Source organism: Paenisporosarcina sp. TG20, assembly GCF_000286315.1.
Lineage (GTDB): Bacteria > Bacillota > Bacilli > Bacillales_A > Planococcaceae > Paenisporosarcina.
In genome coordinates this window covers 1-16913 of record NZ_ALJG01000285.1, presented here as the reverse complement: position 1 = coordinate 16913, position 16913 = coordinate 1, and the positions used below count along the sequence as shown (strand labels likewise).

Here is a 16913-nt window from a genome sequence, read left to right as displayed (position 1 = left end):
GTTGCCACACGACGTGGCGTTCTTAGCCTTCGTTCCATTTGTTCCTGCGGGGCCTTCAGCTCATGCTAATCCCGCAGAAGTCGCCACCTGCGCTTCAATCAACTAGTGTGAATCTATCCATCATTGCAGCGAATTATAATTTGAGTAACAAGCATTTGAATCGTGAGCTATACAAAGATAGCAGGAGCACTTCTCCTACACTATTTCTATAAAAGGGAAGACTTGTTCAAAATACCAGAATGACAGTATTCATGATGCAAACCTCTGCAGTTTCTATTACTTAAATTACCAGTGATTTTCTGTCATTTAAAAAGCATATACTCCCTTCGTTTTCAGTTGTGTTTTCTTTTATGTTCAATTCGAAAACATTTACTTGATTGAAGTGGAAGGCGGCGGAAAACATCTGCTCCTGCATCGCTGCGCTAGCTTCGTCGCAAAGAACAGGTCCAAATTCCCTTTGGTCCTGTTCTTTCCTACGGGATCAGCGGGACAGGTGAGACCCCGCAGTGAACGGATTGTGCACAATCCGTTTGCGACGAGTAACCGCAGGAGCACATGTTTTCGCCAGCGACCGAGGAGGCTTACCGCGCCCGCCCCATGGAAAGCGTCCGCCTGAAGCGCAAATCAGCGGTATCATAATAGAATCTACTCCTTAAAATGACGGGAATACTGAATTCATAGCACACCAATTTTATATACTTTCTTATTTTTCAAAAAAACCAGTAAGGAATAAATCCCTACTGGCGTTTAAACTGTTTTTATTTTTTCAAGTCTTCGATCTAAAAGGAAATTCCCAAAAGGGATGAATGCAACGATAACTGCTATGACACTATAGATAAATGGCCACTTCACAACAAACGTCATATAGGCGATGGTTAAACAATAAGTAACAAATAAAAACCCGTGAATGGCACCAACAACACTCACTGCTTCTGGAATACCAGCAAAATATTTTAAAGGCATGGCTAGGAATAACAAAATCAACAAAGAACTACCTTCTAGTAATCCCATGAAACGGAATCGCTCAAGTGGCTTTCCAGACATCTTACACCCTCCTACTCTCTACAATATTATTATAGAGAGCTCCAAGGTGTGATGTACAGCATGATTCCCGCATACCTTGATATTTATTTAGTTTGGTTCAATGAATTGACACAGATTTGTGTTAAATTTTATTCTCCACAAGCGATTCTAAATCAGTTAGTTAAACATTTCATTGGATTTTTTCATTCTTATAGCATACTTGATAGTTCGAATCATGATAATTATAGGAGACAATAGAGAGATGATTAATGCCCATTTCATGAAATGATTGAATAAATCCAACCCCATATTATGTTGAATGGAAAAATTTATCCACAAAACATAAATAGCAATTGCTAGAATATAAAGTCCTAATACAGTACTAGAAAGCACCACTTTTCTAACTAGTATTTTCTTCTCCTTAGCGTCATAAGTAAATCTAGGTCTCTCTTCCCCTTTGTTGTACTCTTGTGCCCATATGGAATGCTTAGTAAATGAAAGCGACGATATGTATTTCAATTGCCACCCTGCACTTTTGTGAATATCTGTATAAGAAGGTGTAGTTTTTAATTGATAATCATATACATATGAAACTCGCTTCGGTTCCCCTTTCTCAAAAATAAATCTCGTTCCTGATTTGCCTATTCGTACAAGATGGTTTCCTTTTTCAGCATTGTCTGATAGCCAATTTTCCATTAAGTCCGGTGAAAATATCCACCCGAATTTCCACTTAGTGAATGTCTCATCAGGGATTCTTTCGACCTCTAGTGCTCCGCTGAAAAATTTCCGTTCAAAAGCTTTCAATTTGGTAGTTAAATATATTGCAAGACCTATAACAAATAAGATTTGAACGAAAAACACCGCAGTTATCCACCAATACGGGCTTGGCTCAACAGAATTAATATCTGTAAGTATGACCCATAATGTTGATAACATCATTAGTAATGGAGCTACGTAGAATAGTGCAAGGCCAGTCAACATATAGAAATGTATCCGGTTTCTCTTCACAATACCTTCACGTGATGGAAATATAGTTATCTCTTTAGAATTGTTTTTTAAAAATTTCCAATTACCATCGGAAAGAGTAGCACTCCAGCTAGATTCTTCTAATAATCTCGGCATGGTTTTGCTCGATTTATCATAAACGATTTGATATTGAACGTCTTCAGGAACATCATGTTCGAAAGAAAACATCCGAGTCACTCGATTGATTCCGGTCAACTGAATCCCTTCACTTTGAGAGTTTCCTTAACCAACTCTCTGACTTCTCGATATCATAACTCCAAAAGGGTCTCCACTTCTTTACCGTCATAAGAATTCCTCCTTGTACTTCCAAGCATTAGCATGCAATTCTCTTAATCGATTCATTTCGTGTCGCATCAACGCTTTCCCAACATCCGTAATTTCGTATATGGTTTTCCTTTTTTCATCTGCATAAATCGTAATGATTCCATCACGTTGCATTTTCGTCAACGTTCCGTAAATGGTTCCTGATCCAAGTACAAGCCTTCCTTCAGTTAATTCTTCAACATGCTTGATAATGCCGTAACCATGACGCGGAATTGGTAATGATAGTAAAATATAAAAAGCTGTCTCCGTCATCGGAATATATGATTTTATTATTTTTTCAATTTCCATATTGATTATCACCTTCTTATACTATTACTACGTCACAACACGACTGTATCACGACGTGACATATAGTGTCAATGCGTGTTTGGATTATATAACCATACTATCTACATGCAAATTTGTTTAGAATAAAACTTGTCCGTGACTCTCCTAGAAAATTATGTTTAAATGACTTGTAAAGGAGTGTTGTAAATGCTCATTCATAGTCACCACGTTAAAGGCATAGGTGTAGATAAAGAAACTCGTTGCCAACATTACAACAAGGAAATTGACCGCATTGCCATTAAGTTTTATTGTTGCGATACATATTATCCATGTTTCTCCTGTCATGAAGTAGAAGGATGTGAAAACCCTCAAGTTTGGCCTATGAACCAATTTGATCAATTGGCAATTTTATGCGGGGCTTGTGGAACCGAGATTACCATAAATGATTATTTATCTTGTAATTCTCTATGTCCTTCTTGTCAAAGTCCTTTTAATCCTTCCTGCAGTAACCATAAGCATTTATATTTCGAGGTATAACAATCTACTCGCAATAGTTCTAGTAATATTGGAGTGGTGGTTAATTGGATATTTACTATCGTATTTTAGTAGAGATTTTATCAATCTTTCAGCCTGATGCATCATGAGATAAACGATTACAAAGATGTCCACAATCACTAGCATGTACTTAATTAAATGGAGAAGGTGGAAAAATGCATTATGATGTCATTATAATCGGTGCAGGCTCTATGGGAATGGCTGCTGGTTATTACACAGCTAAAAAAGGAAAAAAGGTATTGTTGATAGATGCATATGATCCCCCTCATTCTGAAGGATCACACCATGGTGAATCCCGGATCATTCGACATGCATACGGAGAAGGACTCAGTTATGTCCCAATGGCTTTGAGGGCCCAGGAGCTATGGGATGAGCTGCAGGAATCAACGAATGAGTTGCTTTTTTCTAAGACCGGCGTCTTGACAGTGGGTGCACCGGAGTCGGAGTTCATACTGAATATATTGAAAAGTGCGGATACACATTCCTTAACGGTTCAAAAACTGACTTCTGAAGAAATTCATGACAAGTGGAGCGGGTTTTTGGTGCCGGATGATATGATCGGTTGTTTTGAAGAGAATTCAGGTGTCCTGTTTAGTGAAGCATGTATAAGGACCTACAAGAACCTGGCAGTAGAAAATGGCGCTGTTTTAAAAATGAATACTAAAGTAACAGGAATTTCGATTGTAGACGGAACGGTTACTGTCGAAATCGAACAGGGTTCCATTAAGGGAAATTCCTTAATTATCGCAACAGGGAAAGGTACCCCTGACATCTTGGCTTTCCTGGGTCTTACCCTTCCCCTTCAGTTAGTTAGGAAAACATTTTCATGGTTAAGTCAGACGAAAGTGTCTATGGTTCCGATCGATTCCCGGCATTTGCCTTTGAACTTCCAGACCAGTTATACTACGGGTTTCCGAGTCTGAACGGAACAGGTGTTAAAATTGGACGCCACGATGGAGGACAACCATTTTCCAATGATAGGAAGCTGGAGCAGTTTGGCGTATACCCTGAAGATATAGGTGATGTGGCCTCATTTGCCTCAAGCTACCTCCCGAGACTGAATGAACATAAGTCTGGACGAACATGTACCTACACAAATACATTGGATGGACATTTCATTATAGATAAACACCATGGCAATCGGTTTTTCAGGACATGGGTTCAAGTTCAGTAGTGTCGTAGGGGAAATACTGAGTCAGTTGAGTCTAGATGCAAAAAGTGATTTTGATTTAAGTCCATACTCATTGGACAGGTTCAGTTCACTAAAAAAATCATAATGGCTTGTTCTTCCATTTTTAGGGTTCCGACCAGCAGAATACTACCATTGTGAGACCCCACAGGAAACCCTTGACCACCTACGGTATGAGTCTGCCTGTAACAGAGAAATCACAAAATCAAATGAAAAAGAGGGCTAATTCTAAAAGTCATATTATATGACTCTTGGGTCAGCCCCCACAAATATCGTATTAGACACTACGATGACAGTGGTCTGCTTTACGAAATTTTTTTGTAATAAACCAGTGTTGTACTATCATTTAATGTCTTTTCCACACCCGTTTTAGTGAATCCCATTTTCTCGTACAAATAACAAGTTCGCTCTTCCTCTAATATTGTAGCTAATTCCCAACTCTTTGCATTAGAGAACATATTTTCTATCAAATTTATTGCTTTTTGGGCTATACCTTGTCCTTGGTAATTATGAAGAATAAACATAGGACTTATCCAAAATCTGGACTCCTCTTGCCAATATATACATATAGCTCCTACAAGAATATTATCTGCTATTATTTTGTAAAATCCACCACTTGGATTATTTATTCTATTTACTATTTTATCAATTGTTTCATTGGCAGGGTTTGTGTTATAGTCCTTATATTTATTCAATAACGGGACAAATTCACTTACTTGAAGATCAAAAATAGTAATAGCATCCGATTCAATCGCTTTTTCTAATTTAACATCCACAACTATACCCCCATTTCTCCAAACAAGATATTCTATTTGTTAAACTTATTTAGTCCTTACAAATCAAAAATTATTCTTCAGCCAATGCTTAAAAGTATAAAATTGTAATTGTACTAGTTTGGATATCTTTCTTTCAAAAACCTTACAGATTGGTTTATTAACGCTTTTAATACTTCAACATCTATATCGGCAACTTTATTAATGTATACACATGCTTTACCTTTCGAATGCTTTCCAAAATTTTTTAATAATTCTTCCCTCTTGTTATCACCCGTTGCAAAATATAGACTGATTTTTGCCTTTCTAGGTGAAAAACCGACTAGTGCGGCATCGCCTTCATGTCCAGATTCATATTTATAATGATAGGTGCCGAATCCAATGATACTGGGTCCCCACATTTTAGCTTGATATCCTGAAGTTTCCGTGAAAATATCAAGTAATTTGTATGCGTCTTCTCGTTTTTTCAGGTTCTCAACCTTTTCTAAAAATTCTAGGACACTGCTTTCTGTTTCTTTTGTTTTCAGCTCATACATAAATATCCTCTTTCCTTTTAATGTTATTAGGATTCTTTAGTTTTATTTCCCAATATTATAAATGTAAAGTACGTAATAATACCTACCAGTATTCCTGCACTTACTAATATACTGCCTAATACGACAAAGTTAGTTGTATACGTATCAACGATTAACATATAATGGCTCGTATCAACAAACCCATCTTGTTGTTTAATTATCCAATTTTCCCCTAATTTAGCCCCCATTGAAACACTTAAAAACATTGCAAGCAAACCTACAATTATTAATAAGATTGAGGTGATGCTTAGTCCCTTTACCTGTTCGTTCATAAGTCAATAGCCCCTTTTCATAAGTATTCACATCTATATTTTACCATATGTTTTGAATGTTTAATTTTTTAAATGGTAAATAATTATACTTATATCCAGAGTGAAACAATTCCGTTATAATTTTAGAAAGATTGTAACTCTTATACACTTTACTCAGTCTAATTGGTAATGAAGGGAGATTTTAAATCATGAAAATTAATAACATAAAATTAAAATTGTTGTCATTGATTGGTATTGTCTTGATGCTAGCGGGTTGTGGAACAGCAGCCAATAGTGGAGATGAAGACAAGACGTCCGGGTCTGGAGAAGAAAACAGTGGAATCGTTGCAGGTTCAGTAGTACCAAGCCTTGTAGAGGTACAGGATGAGGACTATCAGTATGTTTTTGAGCTAAGAAATGACAAGACTGAAGATGTTACATTAACTATGAATAGTTCACAGTATTTCGATTATCACCTAATCGACAATACAAATAGTGTTGTTTACACCTATTCTGACGACAAAATGTAATCACAAGCGTTAGAAGAAAAGGTCCTCAAACCAGGAGAGTCTCTTCAAATGGATATTGACTTAACCGAAGGCCTTAAAGCATTAGAACCTGGAAAATATACACTTGAGGTATGGTCAATTGCCAATGAAGCTAAGGATTGGAAAGTTAACAAGGAAATCTTCTGGGATGGATTGAGTGAGGAAAATTCTAAAGCAGAAGAAAAGCTTTTGATAGAAGAAGCTCTTGTAACGTATGTAGGACTTCAAGATTTAAATTCAATTGAAGTGATAAACGAATCGAACGAAGCAGAAGCAATGAGGTTAACTGAAGAAGTAAAACCGTTCTTTGGCGAATTGGAAACCGAAACAAAAATCACCGTTTTTTACATCAAAATTGATGGACAAAAAATCATTCAATCAGCTACTAAAGAATAAATTTTCAACCACAGGTAGCAGCATCCCGGTACTTCTGGAATGCTGCTACCTGTTCGTATTTAACAGACATTATTTACCCTGTTTCTCCCAAATCCTTAGATGAGGGTATGGATCAAACGCCCACTCTGTTCGCCCGTTATATTTATACATACCGTAGTGGAGATGAGGTGGAAACCGGCCAGAAGTTCCTTTCTTACCGTATCCTGAACTTCCTACGTAGCCAATAATAGTACCTAATTCTACAATATCTCCTTCTTTAATTTCTTGATTAAAACTACCTAAATGAGCATAGTAGTGGTACGTGTTTTGTATATCTCGAATTCCTACTCTCCAACCTCCATAGTCATTCCAGCCCATTACCTCGACGATTCCATAAGACGTTGACACTACAGGAACTCCATAATTAGCATACAAATCAGTACCTTCATGAATTCGTCTACCACCAAACCCTCTATTAGCTCCCCATGTTCCTTTGTAACTATAGTGATGGTTGCTTGGAATTGGAAAGACGTGTTCACCTAAATCTAAGCTGTTAAAATGTTGATATAAACTTGCAATCGTCATAATTTGGTTGACGGTTTCTTCACTCTTATAATATTCCCATAAAGCCAATTTAAAATCCTTTTTAGATTCTCCGTATTTACTCAAGTAAGTAGCCATTGTATAAAGTACATCCTCATCGTGATTAGGATCAGCATAACCGTCTCCATTACCATCTAGACCCTTTCCATCAAAGTAGGTAAGGGATCCAGGAGATATATCTTTTTTATTAGGATTAAGTGTTCCAGACCAATACTCGTCAGAAAATTGAATAGCAATTATGCTTTCCTTTTTCGGTATATCATTTCTAACCTGTTGAATATTTCGCTCGAACTGATCTATTGCAGCTAAATGATACCAAGGAACAATAAGGCTCTCATATTTCAAGTAATAGGACATACGTTTTTCAAGACGTTCTTCTTTTGTTGGTTCCTCTTTTGCAGAGACAACATTGAAAAATAAAAAACACATAAGAACAACGTAAATTATAAAAAAACTCAATTGTCTCACACGATTCCTCCTTTATATCCTTTTAGAATATCCTATTTCGATTTTTTCATAAGTATTTGTAAATTCATAAACAGAAGGAATACATAAAAAAACGATAAAAGAGCAATCTATAAGCAACAAATACTTTGATTAGGAGTGGATATAATTTAATGAAAAAAACAGGGATGTTACTTACAGCCTTAATGCTTAGTATTACATTGGTGGGTTGTGGTGGAAACGATGAAGAAACTACCAATGATAATGATGCAGCGACTGATGTAAATACAGAGGAAACCACTGATACTACTGATACAACAGAAGGTACAGAAAACACAGAAGAGAATAACGGTGAGCAAGCACAATTAGAAAAGGCTGATGACATTGCTGAAAGAATTACTGAGATGGAAGAAGTGGATACTGCAACTGTAATCATTACTGAAAATAATGCTTATGTAGCGGTAGGATTACATGGAGATACAGAGGAGATTGAACAAATCGAGGGCAGGATTTCAGAACATGTGAAAGAGAAAAAGGATACAATTGAGAACGTATATATTTCCGTAAACCCAGATTTTGTAGCACAAATGGAAGACTACGGTAATAAAATTGATGCAGGCGAACCGATTGAAGGCTTTTTTGAAGAATTTACTGATGTTGTGAATAGAATGTTCCCTACTCAAGGTTAACCTAATGGTAATTAGTTCTTAAAATAAAAAGGTAAAGAAAAACAAACGTTTTTCTTTACCTTTTTTAACTCTGTGGACCTTTTACAGGATTACTTCTAATATGAGAAGGCTGATCTTTAAATGACTTTTGGTACATCAACTTTTGTATCAGGCTAATCCCCAAGGCCTACCAAAAACAAACTGATGCTTGGGATAAATGAAATGATGATCACATCAATTACCATTACAACAATAAATGGAACAATAGCCTTCATTAAACTTTCAAATTTTGTCCCAGCTATATTTGCTGCCACAAAAAGGTTTATTCCTACTGGTGGCGTAATAAAACCGATGGCTAAATTAACAATCATGATAATACCAAAATGCACTAAGTCAATTTCCAACGCACTAACTATTGGTACAAGAATTGGTGTTAATATTATGATGGCTGCGGACGTTTCCAGGAAAGCACCGCATATTAGTAATAAAGCATTGATAATTAATAGCGCAACAATCCAATTCGTAGTGACACCAAGCATCGCTTCCGTTAATTCAGCAGGAATTCGCTGTCTCGTTAAAAAATATCCGAAAACAGAAGCACCAGCAATTATGAACATAATGACGGATGTCACCACAACTGAAGATGCAAATATTTCCACTAAATCCTTAATCTTTATTTCCCGATAAATTACCACTCCCACGATTAATCCATACACAACAGCTACAACCGCCGCTTCAGTTGGTGTGAAAATCCCACCATAAATGCCGCCTAAAATAATAATGGGCATTAACAAAGCTAATAAAGCATCAGCAAGAGCTTTAAAGAAATCGATTACATTATATTTCTCTCCTCCACCATACCCTTTTATAAGCGAAATAATATACACCAATATGATTAGTGAACCTACTACTAAAAGACCAGGAAGAATTCCCGCAATAAACAAACTGCTTACTGATACACCAGCGGTAACACCATATAATACAAGAGGAACGCTTGGAGGAATCATTACACCAATTGTTCCACCAGCAGCTTGTACAGCCGTTGAAAAACTCTTATCGTATCCCTTTTTGACCATCGCTGGTATCAATAATGCTCCAACAGCCGCTGTTGTAGCAGCTGCTGATCCAGAAATAGCTGCAAAAAAGGCACAAGCCACGATAGATACAATAGCTAGTCCTCCCTTAATTCTTCCGAAAATTACGTTGGCCAAATGGATTAAGCGTCTAGATATCCCTCCGCTCTCCATTAGCTTCCCTGCTAAAATAAAGAAAGGAATCGCCATCAATGGAAAAGAATCCACCGAATTAAACATCCGCTGCATAATAACAATTAACGATACATTCCCATCAATAAAAAATATGAGTGCTGATGCCAAACCTAATGCCACCGCTATTGGAACATTAATCATAAATAATACAATCAGCAATACAAACAACAGTATAGCCATTATTAGACACCCCCACTATTGAAGTCTTTAGTGAACTGGGATGCCATATTGACGATCAGTATAAAGCCACTTAGTGGGATCACCGCGTATATAATTCCCATTGGGATTCTTAATACTGGAGACAATTGCGTCATGGATTGGACCGCCAAATCATACCCTTGCACAACCATTAGCAAGAAAAACATAAGGCTTGCAATTGTAGCTATTACGTATAAAACTTTTTGGATTGAAAGTGCAAACAACTTCACGAAAACTTCCATACCGATGTGTGCTTTCATTGACATCGCATAAGCTGCTCCTAAAAAGGTCAGCCACACGAGACAATATCTTGCTAATTCTTCCGTCCATGCTAGAGGTTGTTGTAATACAAAACGAAAAATAACTTGTAAAAAAACAGCTATTACCAACACTGCTAAAATCACATTTAAAAAATGTTTTATTCCCATATTCATATAATTAATATATCTGGCCATGGACTTCCCCCTATAATAAAAAAGAGAGAAATTATCCTCTCTTTTTTATTAATACTTATTCTGCCGTCTATTGAGCATCCAGAATTCTATTTAATAATTCCTGATGTTCAATTGTTTCATATACAGGTTTAACAGCTTCCTGGAAAGGAGTAACGTCAACATTTTCAATAATTTCTACTCCATTTTCTTTAAGTGTTTTAAGTGATTCTTTTTCCATTTCGACGATGAGGTCACGCTCTTTAGCTCCAGCTTTCTGTCCTTCTTCAACAACAATATCTCTTAATTCTTCTGGTAGTTCATCATAGGTTTGTTTACTCATCATGTAGACTGCTACAGAATAAACATGACCAGTTAATGTCATGTATTTTTGATTTGCTTCATGTAGGTTGAACTGGTCTGCTACAATCGCTGGATTTTCCTGTGCATCAACAACACCTTGTTGAAGTGCAGTGATTGCTTCTGTCCATGCCATTGGTGTTGGTTGAGCCCCAAGTGCCTCAAATGCAGCAAGATGTATTGTGTTTTCTTGAGTTCTAATTTTAAGCCCTTTTAAATCTTCAGGTGTATTTATTGGGTGTTTACTATTCGTGATATGGCGATACCCATTTTCCCCCCAAGAAAGACCAATGATTCCGTTCTCCTCCATCTTGGCAAATATTTCATCCCCTATTTCACCTTCTAGCACGTTTACAGCTGATGCTCGATCCTTAAATATAAATGGAACATCAAGTACCCCTAATTCTGGAACAAAATTGGTAACTGGAGCAGTAGAAGATACAACCAAATCTACTGTTCCAAGTGTCATTCCTTCAGTTAACTCACGTTCAGCTCCAATTTCACTGTTAGCAAATACTTCAATAATCACTTGTCCATCGGTACGCTCTTCCACATTCTTTGCCATTTCTAAGAATGCTAAATGGTAAGGATGACTATCTGGCAATGAATGACCTGCTTGTAATGTGTAGACTTCATTTGGATCATCAGTTGTCGTTGTTCCATTACCCGATTCTCCGCATGCAGTTAATGTTAATGCCCCAGCTAATATTACTGAAATAAACCCTAATTTTCTTTTCAAATTGATTCCTCCAATTATTGTTGTTCTATCAATCAATAGTAAAAATTTTACCTGGATTAAGAATATTATAAGGATCAAGCGTCTTTTTCAGAGCTTTCATTACTTGTAAGGAATTACCATGCTCAAGTGACTGATATTTCATTTTACCAACCCCGACGCCATGTTCTCCTGTACATGACCCGCCTTTGTTGAGTGCAAATTCTACGATATGTCTGTTAAACTCATCTGCTTTTTTAATTTCTTCTTCATCAGTAACATCCAACATTAATAAAACATGATAATTTCCATCACCCACATGGCCTACAATACCGCCTTGTAATTCGTAAGATGCTAATGCCTCTATTGCAGACTCTATGCCGTTCGCCAATTCCGATATAGGCAAACAAACATCCGTTACCATCATCTTTTTACCAGGATATGCCCTCATGACTGCGTATGCTAAGTTATGTCGGGCATCCCAAAGTGTATTGCGTGACTGTGAGTCTTTTTCAAATTGAAAATCAGTACAGTTGTTGTCTGCTAAAATCTCTTTTGCAAATTCCATGTCTTGCATTAAGCCTGCTTCATTACCATGAAACTCCAAGAACAGGGTTGGCATCTCAAGGTAGTCTGTTCCGCTGTAAACATTTACGTGCGAGATGGATTGCTGATCAACTAATTCTATTCTAGCCACTTGAATACCCGCCGAAAGAATGCTGACAACTGTATCCACTGCTTGCCCTATTGTTGCGAAAGATGCCCTACCCGCAACAATCATTTCAGGAATTCCATAGACGCGCAATGTCAATTCAGTAAAACATCCTAAGGTCCCTTCAGATCCAACAAATAATCCGTTTAAGTTATAACCAGATGATGACTTGGTCGCCATATTTCCTGTATGCATGATTGTGCCATTAGCAAGCACGACTTCCATATCCCTTACTTGGTCACGCATTATGCCATATCGGACAGAAGTTGTGCCACTTGCGTTCGTCGCTGCCATACCACCAAGTGTTGCGTCCGCTCCTGGATCGACTGAAAAGAATAACCCATGTTTTTTTAATTCTTGATTTAACTTGGAACGTGTTACACCAGGTTGAACTTTTACTAAAAAATCATTTGGATAAACTTCTAAAATCTGATCCATTAAGGAGAAATCAACTGATATTCCTCCACTATAGGGAATCACATGTCCTTCTAAGCTGGTCCCTAAACCAAAAGGGATTAGAGGAATCTTGTATTTTTCAGCTACTTTCATAACATTGCTGACTTCTTCCGCACTAACAGGGAAAATAACCGCGTCTGGTAAAAAAGGTTTATGGTAAGATTCATCCTTACTATGTTGATCCAAGATACCTTCATTAATTGAAACTCTCTCAGGAGAGAGTGCTTTCCTTAGTTCTTCTAAATAACTCACTCTACTACCCCTTTTCATCCATGAATCCAATAAACTTTATCTATTTAGAAAGTCCGTTACTGCGCCTTTTGATGAACAGGATACATTATGAGCATACTTCCCAAGTACACCTTTTTTATAAAGCGGAGGGGCTACCCATGCTTTTCTGCGCTCTTCAAGTTCAACTTCTGAAACTTCCATAAAGATCTCTTGTTTGTCTGAATTAATCGTGATTAAGTCTCCTTCTTTTAATAAAGCAATAGGTCCTCCAACTTGTGCCTCGGGTGCGATATGCCCCACAACAAGTCCATGAGTCCCACCAGAGAATCTACCATCAGTAATTAAGGCCACTTTTTCGCCCATCCCTTTTCCAACAAGAATGGCAGATATGGAAAGCATTTCTGGCATTCCGGGTCCACCTTTTGGACCTACATAGCGAATTACCAAAACATCCCCTTCATTGATTTCATTTGCCATTACAGCTGCAGTTGCATCTTTTTCATTATTGAATACTCTAGCTGGCCCAGTATGCACTTTCACTTTGACTCCAGAAACTTTCGCTACGCCTCCACTAGGTGATAAATTTCCTTTTAATACAATTAATGGACCGTCTGTTCTGTAGGGTTTGTCAAACGGCAAAATAACTTGCTGCCCTTCTTTCAGGCTTGGTGCATCCTTTAAGTTTTCGGCGATTGTTTTTCCAGTAACAGTCATACAATCTCCATGAAGATAGCCTGCTTCTAGTAGTACTTTCATTACAGCTTGAACTCCACCGACTTTATGCAAATCTTCCATTACATATTTACCGCTTGGTTTCAAATCTGCAATATGCGGAGTTTTCTTTTGAATTTCATTAAAATCATCAATGGTCAAATCAACTTCAATAGCGTGAGCAATCGATAATAAATGTAAAACAGCATTTGTTGATCCTCCGAGCGCCATAACGACCGTAATCGCATTTTCAAATGCTTCTTTTGTCATGATATCTTTAGGATAAATCTCTTGCTCTAGTAAGTTATAAACAGCGGCCCCAGCAGCTGCGCAATCTTGTAATTTCAAATCCGACTGAGCGGGATTCGATGAACTTCCTGGTAAACTCATACCCATTGCCTCAGCTGCAGATGCCATCGTATTTGCTGTATACATACCACCACATGAACCTGCACCAGGACAAGCGTTACATTCAATTTTTCGAAGTGTATCGTCATTAATGTCCCCATTGTTATGACGACCAACACCTTCAAACACAGAAACGATATCAATATTTTGACCATCATGGACGCCTGGAGATATTGTTCCTCCATAAACAAAAACTGCTGGTACATCAGAATTCGCAATAGCGATTAAGCATCCTGGAATATTTTTGTCACAACCACCGATTGCTACAAGACCATCTAAACTTTCTGCCCCGACCACTGTCTCAATAGAATCAGCAATTACGTCCCGGCTCGGGAGTGAAAATCGCATACCTTCTGTTCCCATTGAAATTCCATCTGACACAGTAATCGTATTAAATATGAATGGTACGCCACCCGCTTCTCTTGCACCTTTTTTCGCGCTGACCGCCAAATCATGAATATGTATATTACATGGCGTTACTTCACTCCAAGTGCTAGCGACACCAATCATCGGCTTTTTAAAATCTTCATCAGTGACTCCAACTGCCCTTAACATGGCACGGTTTGGAGCCTTCATCGCTCCTTCACTAAATACTTTACTATTTATGCGTAAATCCTTTGTCATCTTATATTCAATCCTTTCTTTTCTATTAGTACTAGTATAGACAGATTTTCAAAAAATTCAATGAATTTAATATTAATCTTTTTTTTAAATGTGAACTCTAGTATTTAATAAAATATTTAAGTCTTTATGCATTATATTTTTTTGTTTTTATAATTTAATTCTAGTGGCCAAAATTCATGCATAAGTGAACACGTTTACATATTTATGTGTTTCATAGAATACCTTATATAACATTATAAAAATCTGAATTTATGGGGGGTATTTTATTGAATGCAATTGCGTTAGCATCTGTTAGTATTTTTATTTTTATTGTTGGATATCGCTTTTATTCAAAGTTTTTAGCAGAGAAAATATTTCGACTAGATCCAAATTATGTAACACCTGCTCATCGTTTTAAAGATGGTGTGGATTTTGTCCCAACCAATAAATTTATACTTTGGGGGCACCATTTCACCTCCGTCGCTGGGGCTGCACCAATTCTTGGTCCTGCGATTGCCGTTTATTGGGGCTGGTTACCTGCAATTATATGGGTTGTACTTGGTACTGTATTTGCTGCAGGAGTACATGATTTTGGAACACTAGTAATCTCTGTACGCAATAAAGGTCAATCAATTGGAACACTAGCAAACAAACTAATTGGTCAACGGGCAAAGATTTTATTTCTCTTCATCATACTTATTCTCGTTTTAATGGTTAACGCAGTATTTGCCTGGGTTATTGCGAAATTATTTATTTCATTTCCGGCAAGTGTCTTGCCAGTGTTTATTCAGATTCCGTTAGCACTTTGGATTGGGCATGCGGTATATAAAAAGAATGCTAAAATGCTTGTTCCTTCTGTAATTGCACTGGGTGTAATGTATTTCGTAGCCATAATGTCTGCTCAATACGGCTTCCTACAGATTGACCTTGTACGATACATGGGTGGCGAAGCAGGTGCAGGACTCTTTGGACTCGGAGCTGTTTCCACCGCTTTCTTCATTTGGATCATCGTCTTAATGGTTTATGTTTATATCGCTTCTACTTTGCCAGTTTGGAAACTTCTACAACCACGTGATTTTATCAACTCCCATCAACTGATCGTTGGGTTGGGGATCTTGTACCTTGGTCTGTTATTAACAAACCCTACAATCACAGCACCCATAACAAACCCTGGCGCCGATGATGTTTCTTGGTTCCCGTTGCTATTTATTACAATTGCTTGTGGTGCTATTTCAGGGTTTCACGGACTTGTGTCATCCGGAACATCCTCGAAACAATTAAACAAAGAAACAGACGCACGTTTTGTTGGGTACTTAGGAGCAGTTGGCGAAGGAGTTCTTGCACTTATTGCCATTATTGCCGTGATAACCTTGTTCCCATCGAAAGAAGAATTTTTAGCTACGTATAGCAGCTTTGGTGCGGCTAGTGCGAGCGGTCTTGGATCATTTATTCAAGGGGGAAGTCAACTTGCAACTGGCTTAGGTATCCCGGCTAATATTGCCGCAACGATTGTATCGATCATTGTCGTAAGTTTTGCCGCTACCACACTTGATACATCCGTTCGACTCATGCGCTATATTATCGCCGAGCTTGGTGTTGAGTACAATGTTCCTGTAATAGCAAAAACACATGTGGCTACAACGATTGCTGTTGTTTCTAGTGCCGCGCTCGTGCTAATTCCTGAAGGACCAAATGGCTTCGGCTCAGGTGGTTATCTTCTTTGGCCCCTATTCGGTACAGCCAATCAATTATTAGCTGGGATCAGTTTACTACTTATCTCTATTTGGCTGAAGAGACTTGGACGCAATTACTTAGTAACATTCATCCCAATGGTCTTTCTTTTATGTATGACGCTATGGGCTATGGTTCAACAGGTTGTATTCCAGTGGTCATGGTGGGGTAGTAATTCGAATTCACTACTCTTCGTATTTGGGGCAATCATAATGGGATTTGCGATTTGGATTATTTTAACTGCCATTTCCGCATTAAGAAGTACTGAACTCGCAAAAATTGATATTGAAGAATAAATATAATTGGGTAAAGGAAAGGGATCATTGTGAGATGATTCCTTTCTTATATTTATAAGAAAAACCGGGAAAAGTACGCCCGTTCCTTTAAGACAAATGATTTAAGTATCAATCTAGAACGACATTCCATATAGTATCGACTTTGGTTTCAGGTATAATTTCCGTTACAGGC

Annotated in this window: 18 protein-coding genes; 6 read left to right on the top strand and 12 right to left on the bottom strand. The window is 37.7% G+C overall.

The window, feature by feature from the left end; genetic code table 11:
• Positions 1-747: 747 nt before the first annotated feature.
• The 3 genes from B371_RS0109335 to B371_RS0109320 form a co-directional block, all read right to left on the bottom strand.
• A complete protein-coding gene (locus B371_RS0109335) occupies positions 748-1044 on the bottom strand; it encodes a DUF3817 domain-containing protein (protein ID WP_019414044.1) in 297 nt (98 codons plus the stop codon).
• Positions 1045-1200: 156 nt separating this feature from the next.
• Entirely contained in the window at positions 1201-2244 is a 1044-nt protein-coding gene (locus B371_RS22420; RefSeq protein ID WP_019414043.1) for a DUF2812 domain-containing protein, read from the bottom strand.
• Between the two features lie 87 nt (positions 2245-2331).
• Entirely contained in the window at positions 2332-2661 is a 330-nt protein-coding gene (locus B371_RS0109320; protein ID WP_019414042.1) for a PadR family transcriptional regulator, read from the bottom strand.
• 186 nt (positions 2662-2847) lie between these two features.
• On the opposite strand from B371_RS0109320, the gene B371_RS22905 reads away from it, so the two are divergent.
• Together B371_RS22905 and solA are read left to right on the top strand one after the other, a co-directional pair.
• Positions 2848-3177: a CHY zinc finger protein gene (locus B371_RS22905; protein WP_083844969.1), complete on the top strand. Its 330-nt coding sequence runs from the start codon at positions 2848-2850 to the stop codon at positions 3175-3177.
• A gap of 173 nt (positions 3178-3350) precedes the next feature.
• On the top strand, positions 3351-4118 hold the full coding sequence (solA, locus tag B371_RS21615; RefSeq protein ID WP_369751096.1) for an N-methyl-L-tryptophan oxidase: 768 nt from the start codon (positions 3351-3353) through the stop codon (positions 4116-4118).
• A gap of 571 nt (positions 4119-4689) precedes the next feature.
• Here solA and B371_RS0109310 read toward each other — a convergent pair.
• The 3 genes from B371_RS0109310 to B371_RS0109300 form a co-directional block, all read right to left on the bottom strand.
• Positions 4690-5160 carry a GNAT family N-acetyltransferase gene (locus tag B371_RS0109310; protein ID WP_019414041.1) on the bottom strand — a complete coding sequence of 157 codons (471 nt, stop codon included), beginning with the start codon at positions 5158-5160 and terminating at the stop codon, positions 4690-4692.
• A gap of 113 nt (positions 5161-5273) precedes the next feature.
• Complete coding sequence (locus B371_RS0109305) at positions 5274-5693, bottom strand: DUF1801 domain-containing protein (protein WP_019414040.1); 420 nt, start codon at positions 5691-5693, stop codon at positions 5274-5276.
• 26 nt (positions 5694-5719) lie between these two features.
• The gene (locus B371_RS0109300; RefSeq protein ID WP_019414039.1) at positions 5720-6004 is read right to left on the bottom strand and encodes a hypothetical protein; all 285 of its coding nucleotides are present in this window, start codon (positions 6002-6004) and stop codon (positions 5720-5722) included.
• 188 nt (positions 6005-6192) lie between these two features.
• On the opposite strand from B371_RS0109300, the gene B371_RS24070 reads away from it, so the two are divergent.
• Positions 6193-6513: a BsuPI-related putative proteinase inhibitor gene (locus B371_RS24070; protein ID WP_019414038.1), complete on the top strand. Its 321-nt coding sequence runs from the start codon at positions 6193-6195 to the stop codon at positions 6511-6513.
• Positions 6514-6561: 48 nt separating this feature from the next.
• Positions 6562-6927: a hypothetical protein gene (locus B371_RS24065; RefSeq protein ID WP_019414037.1), complete on the top strand. Its 366-nt coding sequence runs from the start codon at positions 6562-6564 to the stop codon at positions 6925-6927.
• A 69-nt stretch (positions 6928-6996) separates the two neighbouring features.
• On the opposite strand, the gene B371_RS0109290 is transcribed toward B371_RS24065, so the two are convergent.
• On the bottom strand, positions 6997-7938 hold the full coding sequence (locus B371_RS0109290; RefSeq protein ID WP_050995794.1) for a M23 family metallopeptidase: 942 nt from the start codon (positions 7936-7938) through the stop codon (positions 6997-6999).
• A 188-nt stretch (positions 7939-8126) separates the two neighbouring features.
• On the opposite strand from B371_RS0109290, the gene B371_RS0109285 reads away from it, so the two are divergent.
• A complete protein-coding gene (locus B371_RS0109285; protein ID WP_019414035.1) occupies positions 8127-8642 on the top strand; it encodes a YhcN/YlaJ family sporulation lipoprotein in 516 nt (171 codons plus the stop codon).
• Positions 8643-8794: 152 nt separating this feature from the next.
• Here B371_RS0109285 and B371_RS0109280 read toward each other — a convergent pair whose 3' ends face one another.
• The 5 genes from B371_RS0109280 to ilvD all read right to left on the bottom strand — a co-directional run bounded on the left by B371_RS0109280 (position 8795) and on the right by ilvD (position 14735).
• Positions 8795-10069, bottom strand: a complete 1275-nt coding sequence (locus B371_RS0109280) for a TRAP transporter large permease (protein WP_019414034.1) — start codon at positions 10067-10069, stop codon at positions 8795-8797.
• 2 nt (positions 10070-10071) lie between these two features.
• Entirely contained in the window at positions 10072-10542 is a 471-nt protein-coding gene (locus B371_RS0109275; RefSeq protein WP_019414033.1) for a TRAP transporter small permease, read from the bottom strand.
• A gap of 67 nt (positions 10543-10609) precedes the next feature.
• Positions 10610-11617 carry a TRAP transporter substrate-binding protein gene (locus B371_RS0109270; RefSeq protein WP_019414032.1) on the bottom strand — a complete coding sequence of 336 codons (1008 nt, stop codon included), beginning with the start codon at positions 11615-11617 and terminating at the stop codon, positions 10610-10612.
• Positions 11618-11645: 28 nt separating this feature from the next.
• Positions 11646-13031: an FAD-binding oxidoreductase gene (locus tag B371_RS0109265; protein WP_040681220.1), complete on the bottom strand. Its 1386-nt coding sequence runs from the start codon at positions 13029-13031 to the stop codon at positions 11646-11648.
• A gap of 18 nt (positions 13032-13049) precedes the next feature.
• Positions 13050-14735: a dihydroxy-acid dehydratase gene (ilvD, locus tag B371_RS0109260; RefSeq protein WP_019414030.1), complete on the bottom strand. Its 1686-nt coding sequence runs from the start codon at positions 14733-14735 to the stop codon at positions 13050-13052.
• Between the two features lie 266 nt (positions 14736-15001).
• Between ilvD and B371_RS0109255 the strand changes: the two genes are divergently transcribed.
• The gene (locus tag B371_RS0109255; RefSeq protein ID WP_019414029.1) at positions 15002-16741 is read left to right on the top strand and encodes a carbon starvation protein A; all 1740 of its coding nucleotides are present in this window, start codon (positions 15002-15004) and stop codon (positions 16739-16741) included.
• The last annotated feature ends 172 nt before the right edge of the window (positions 16742-16913 follow it).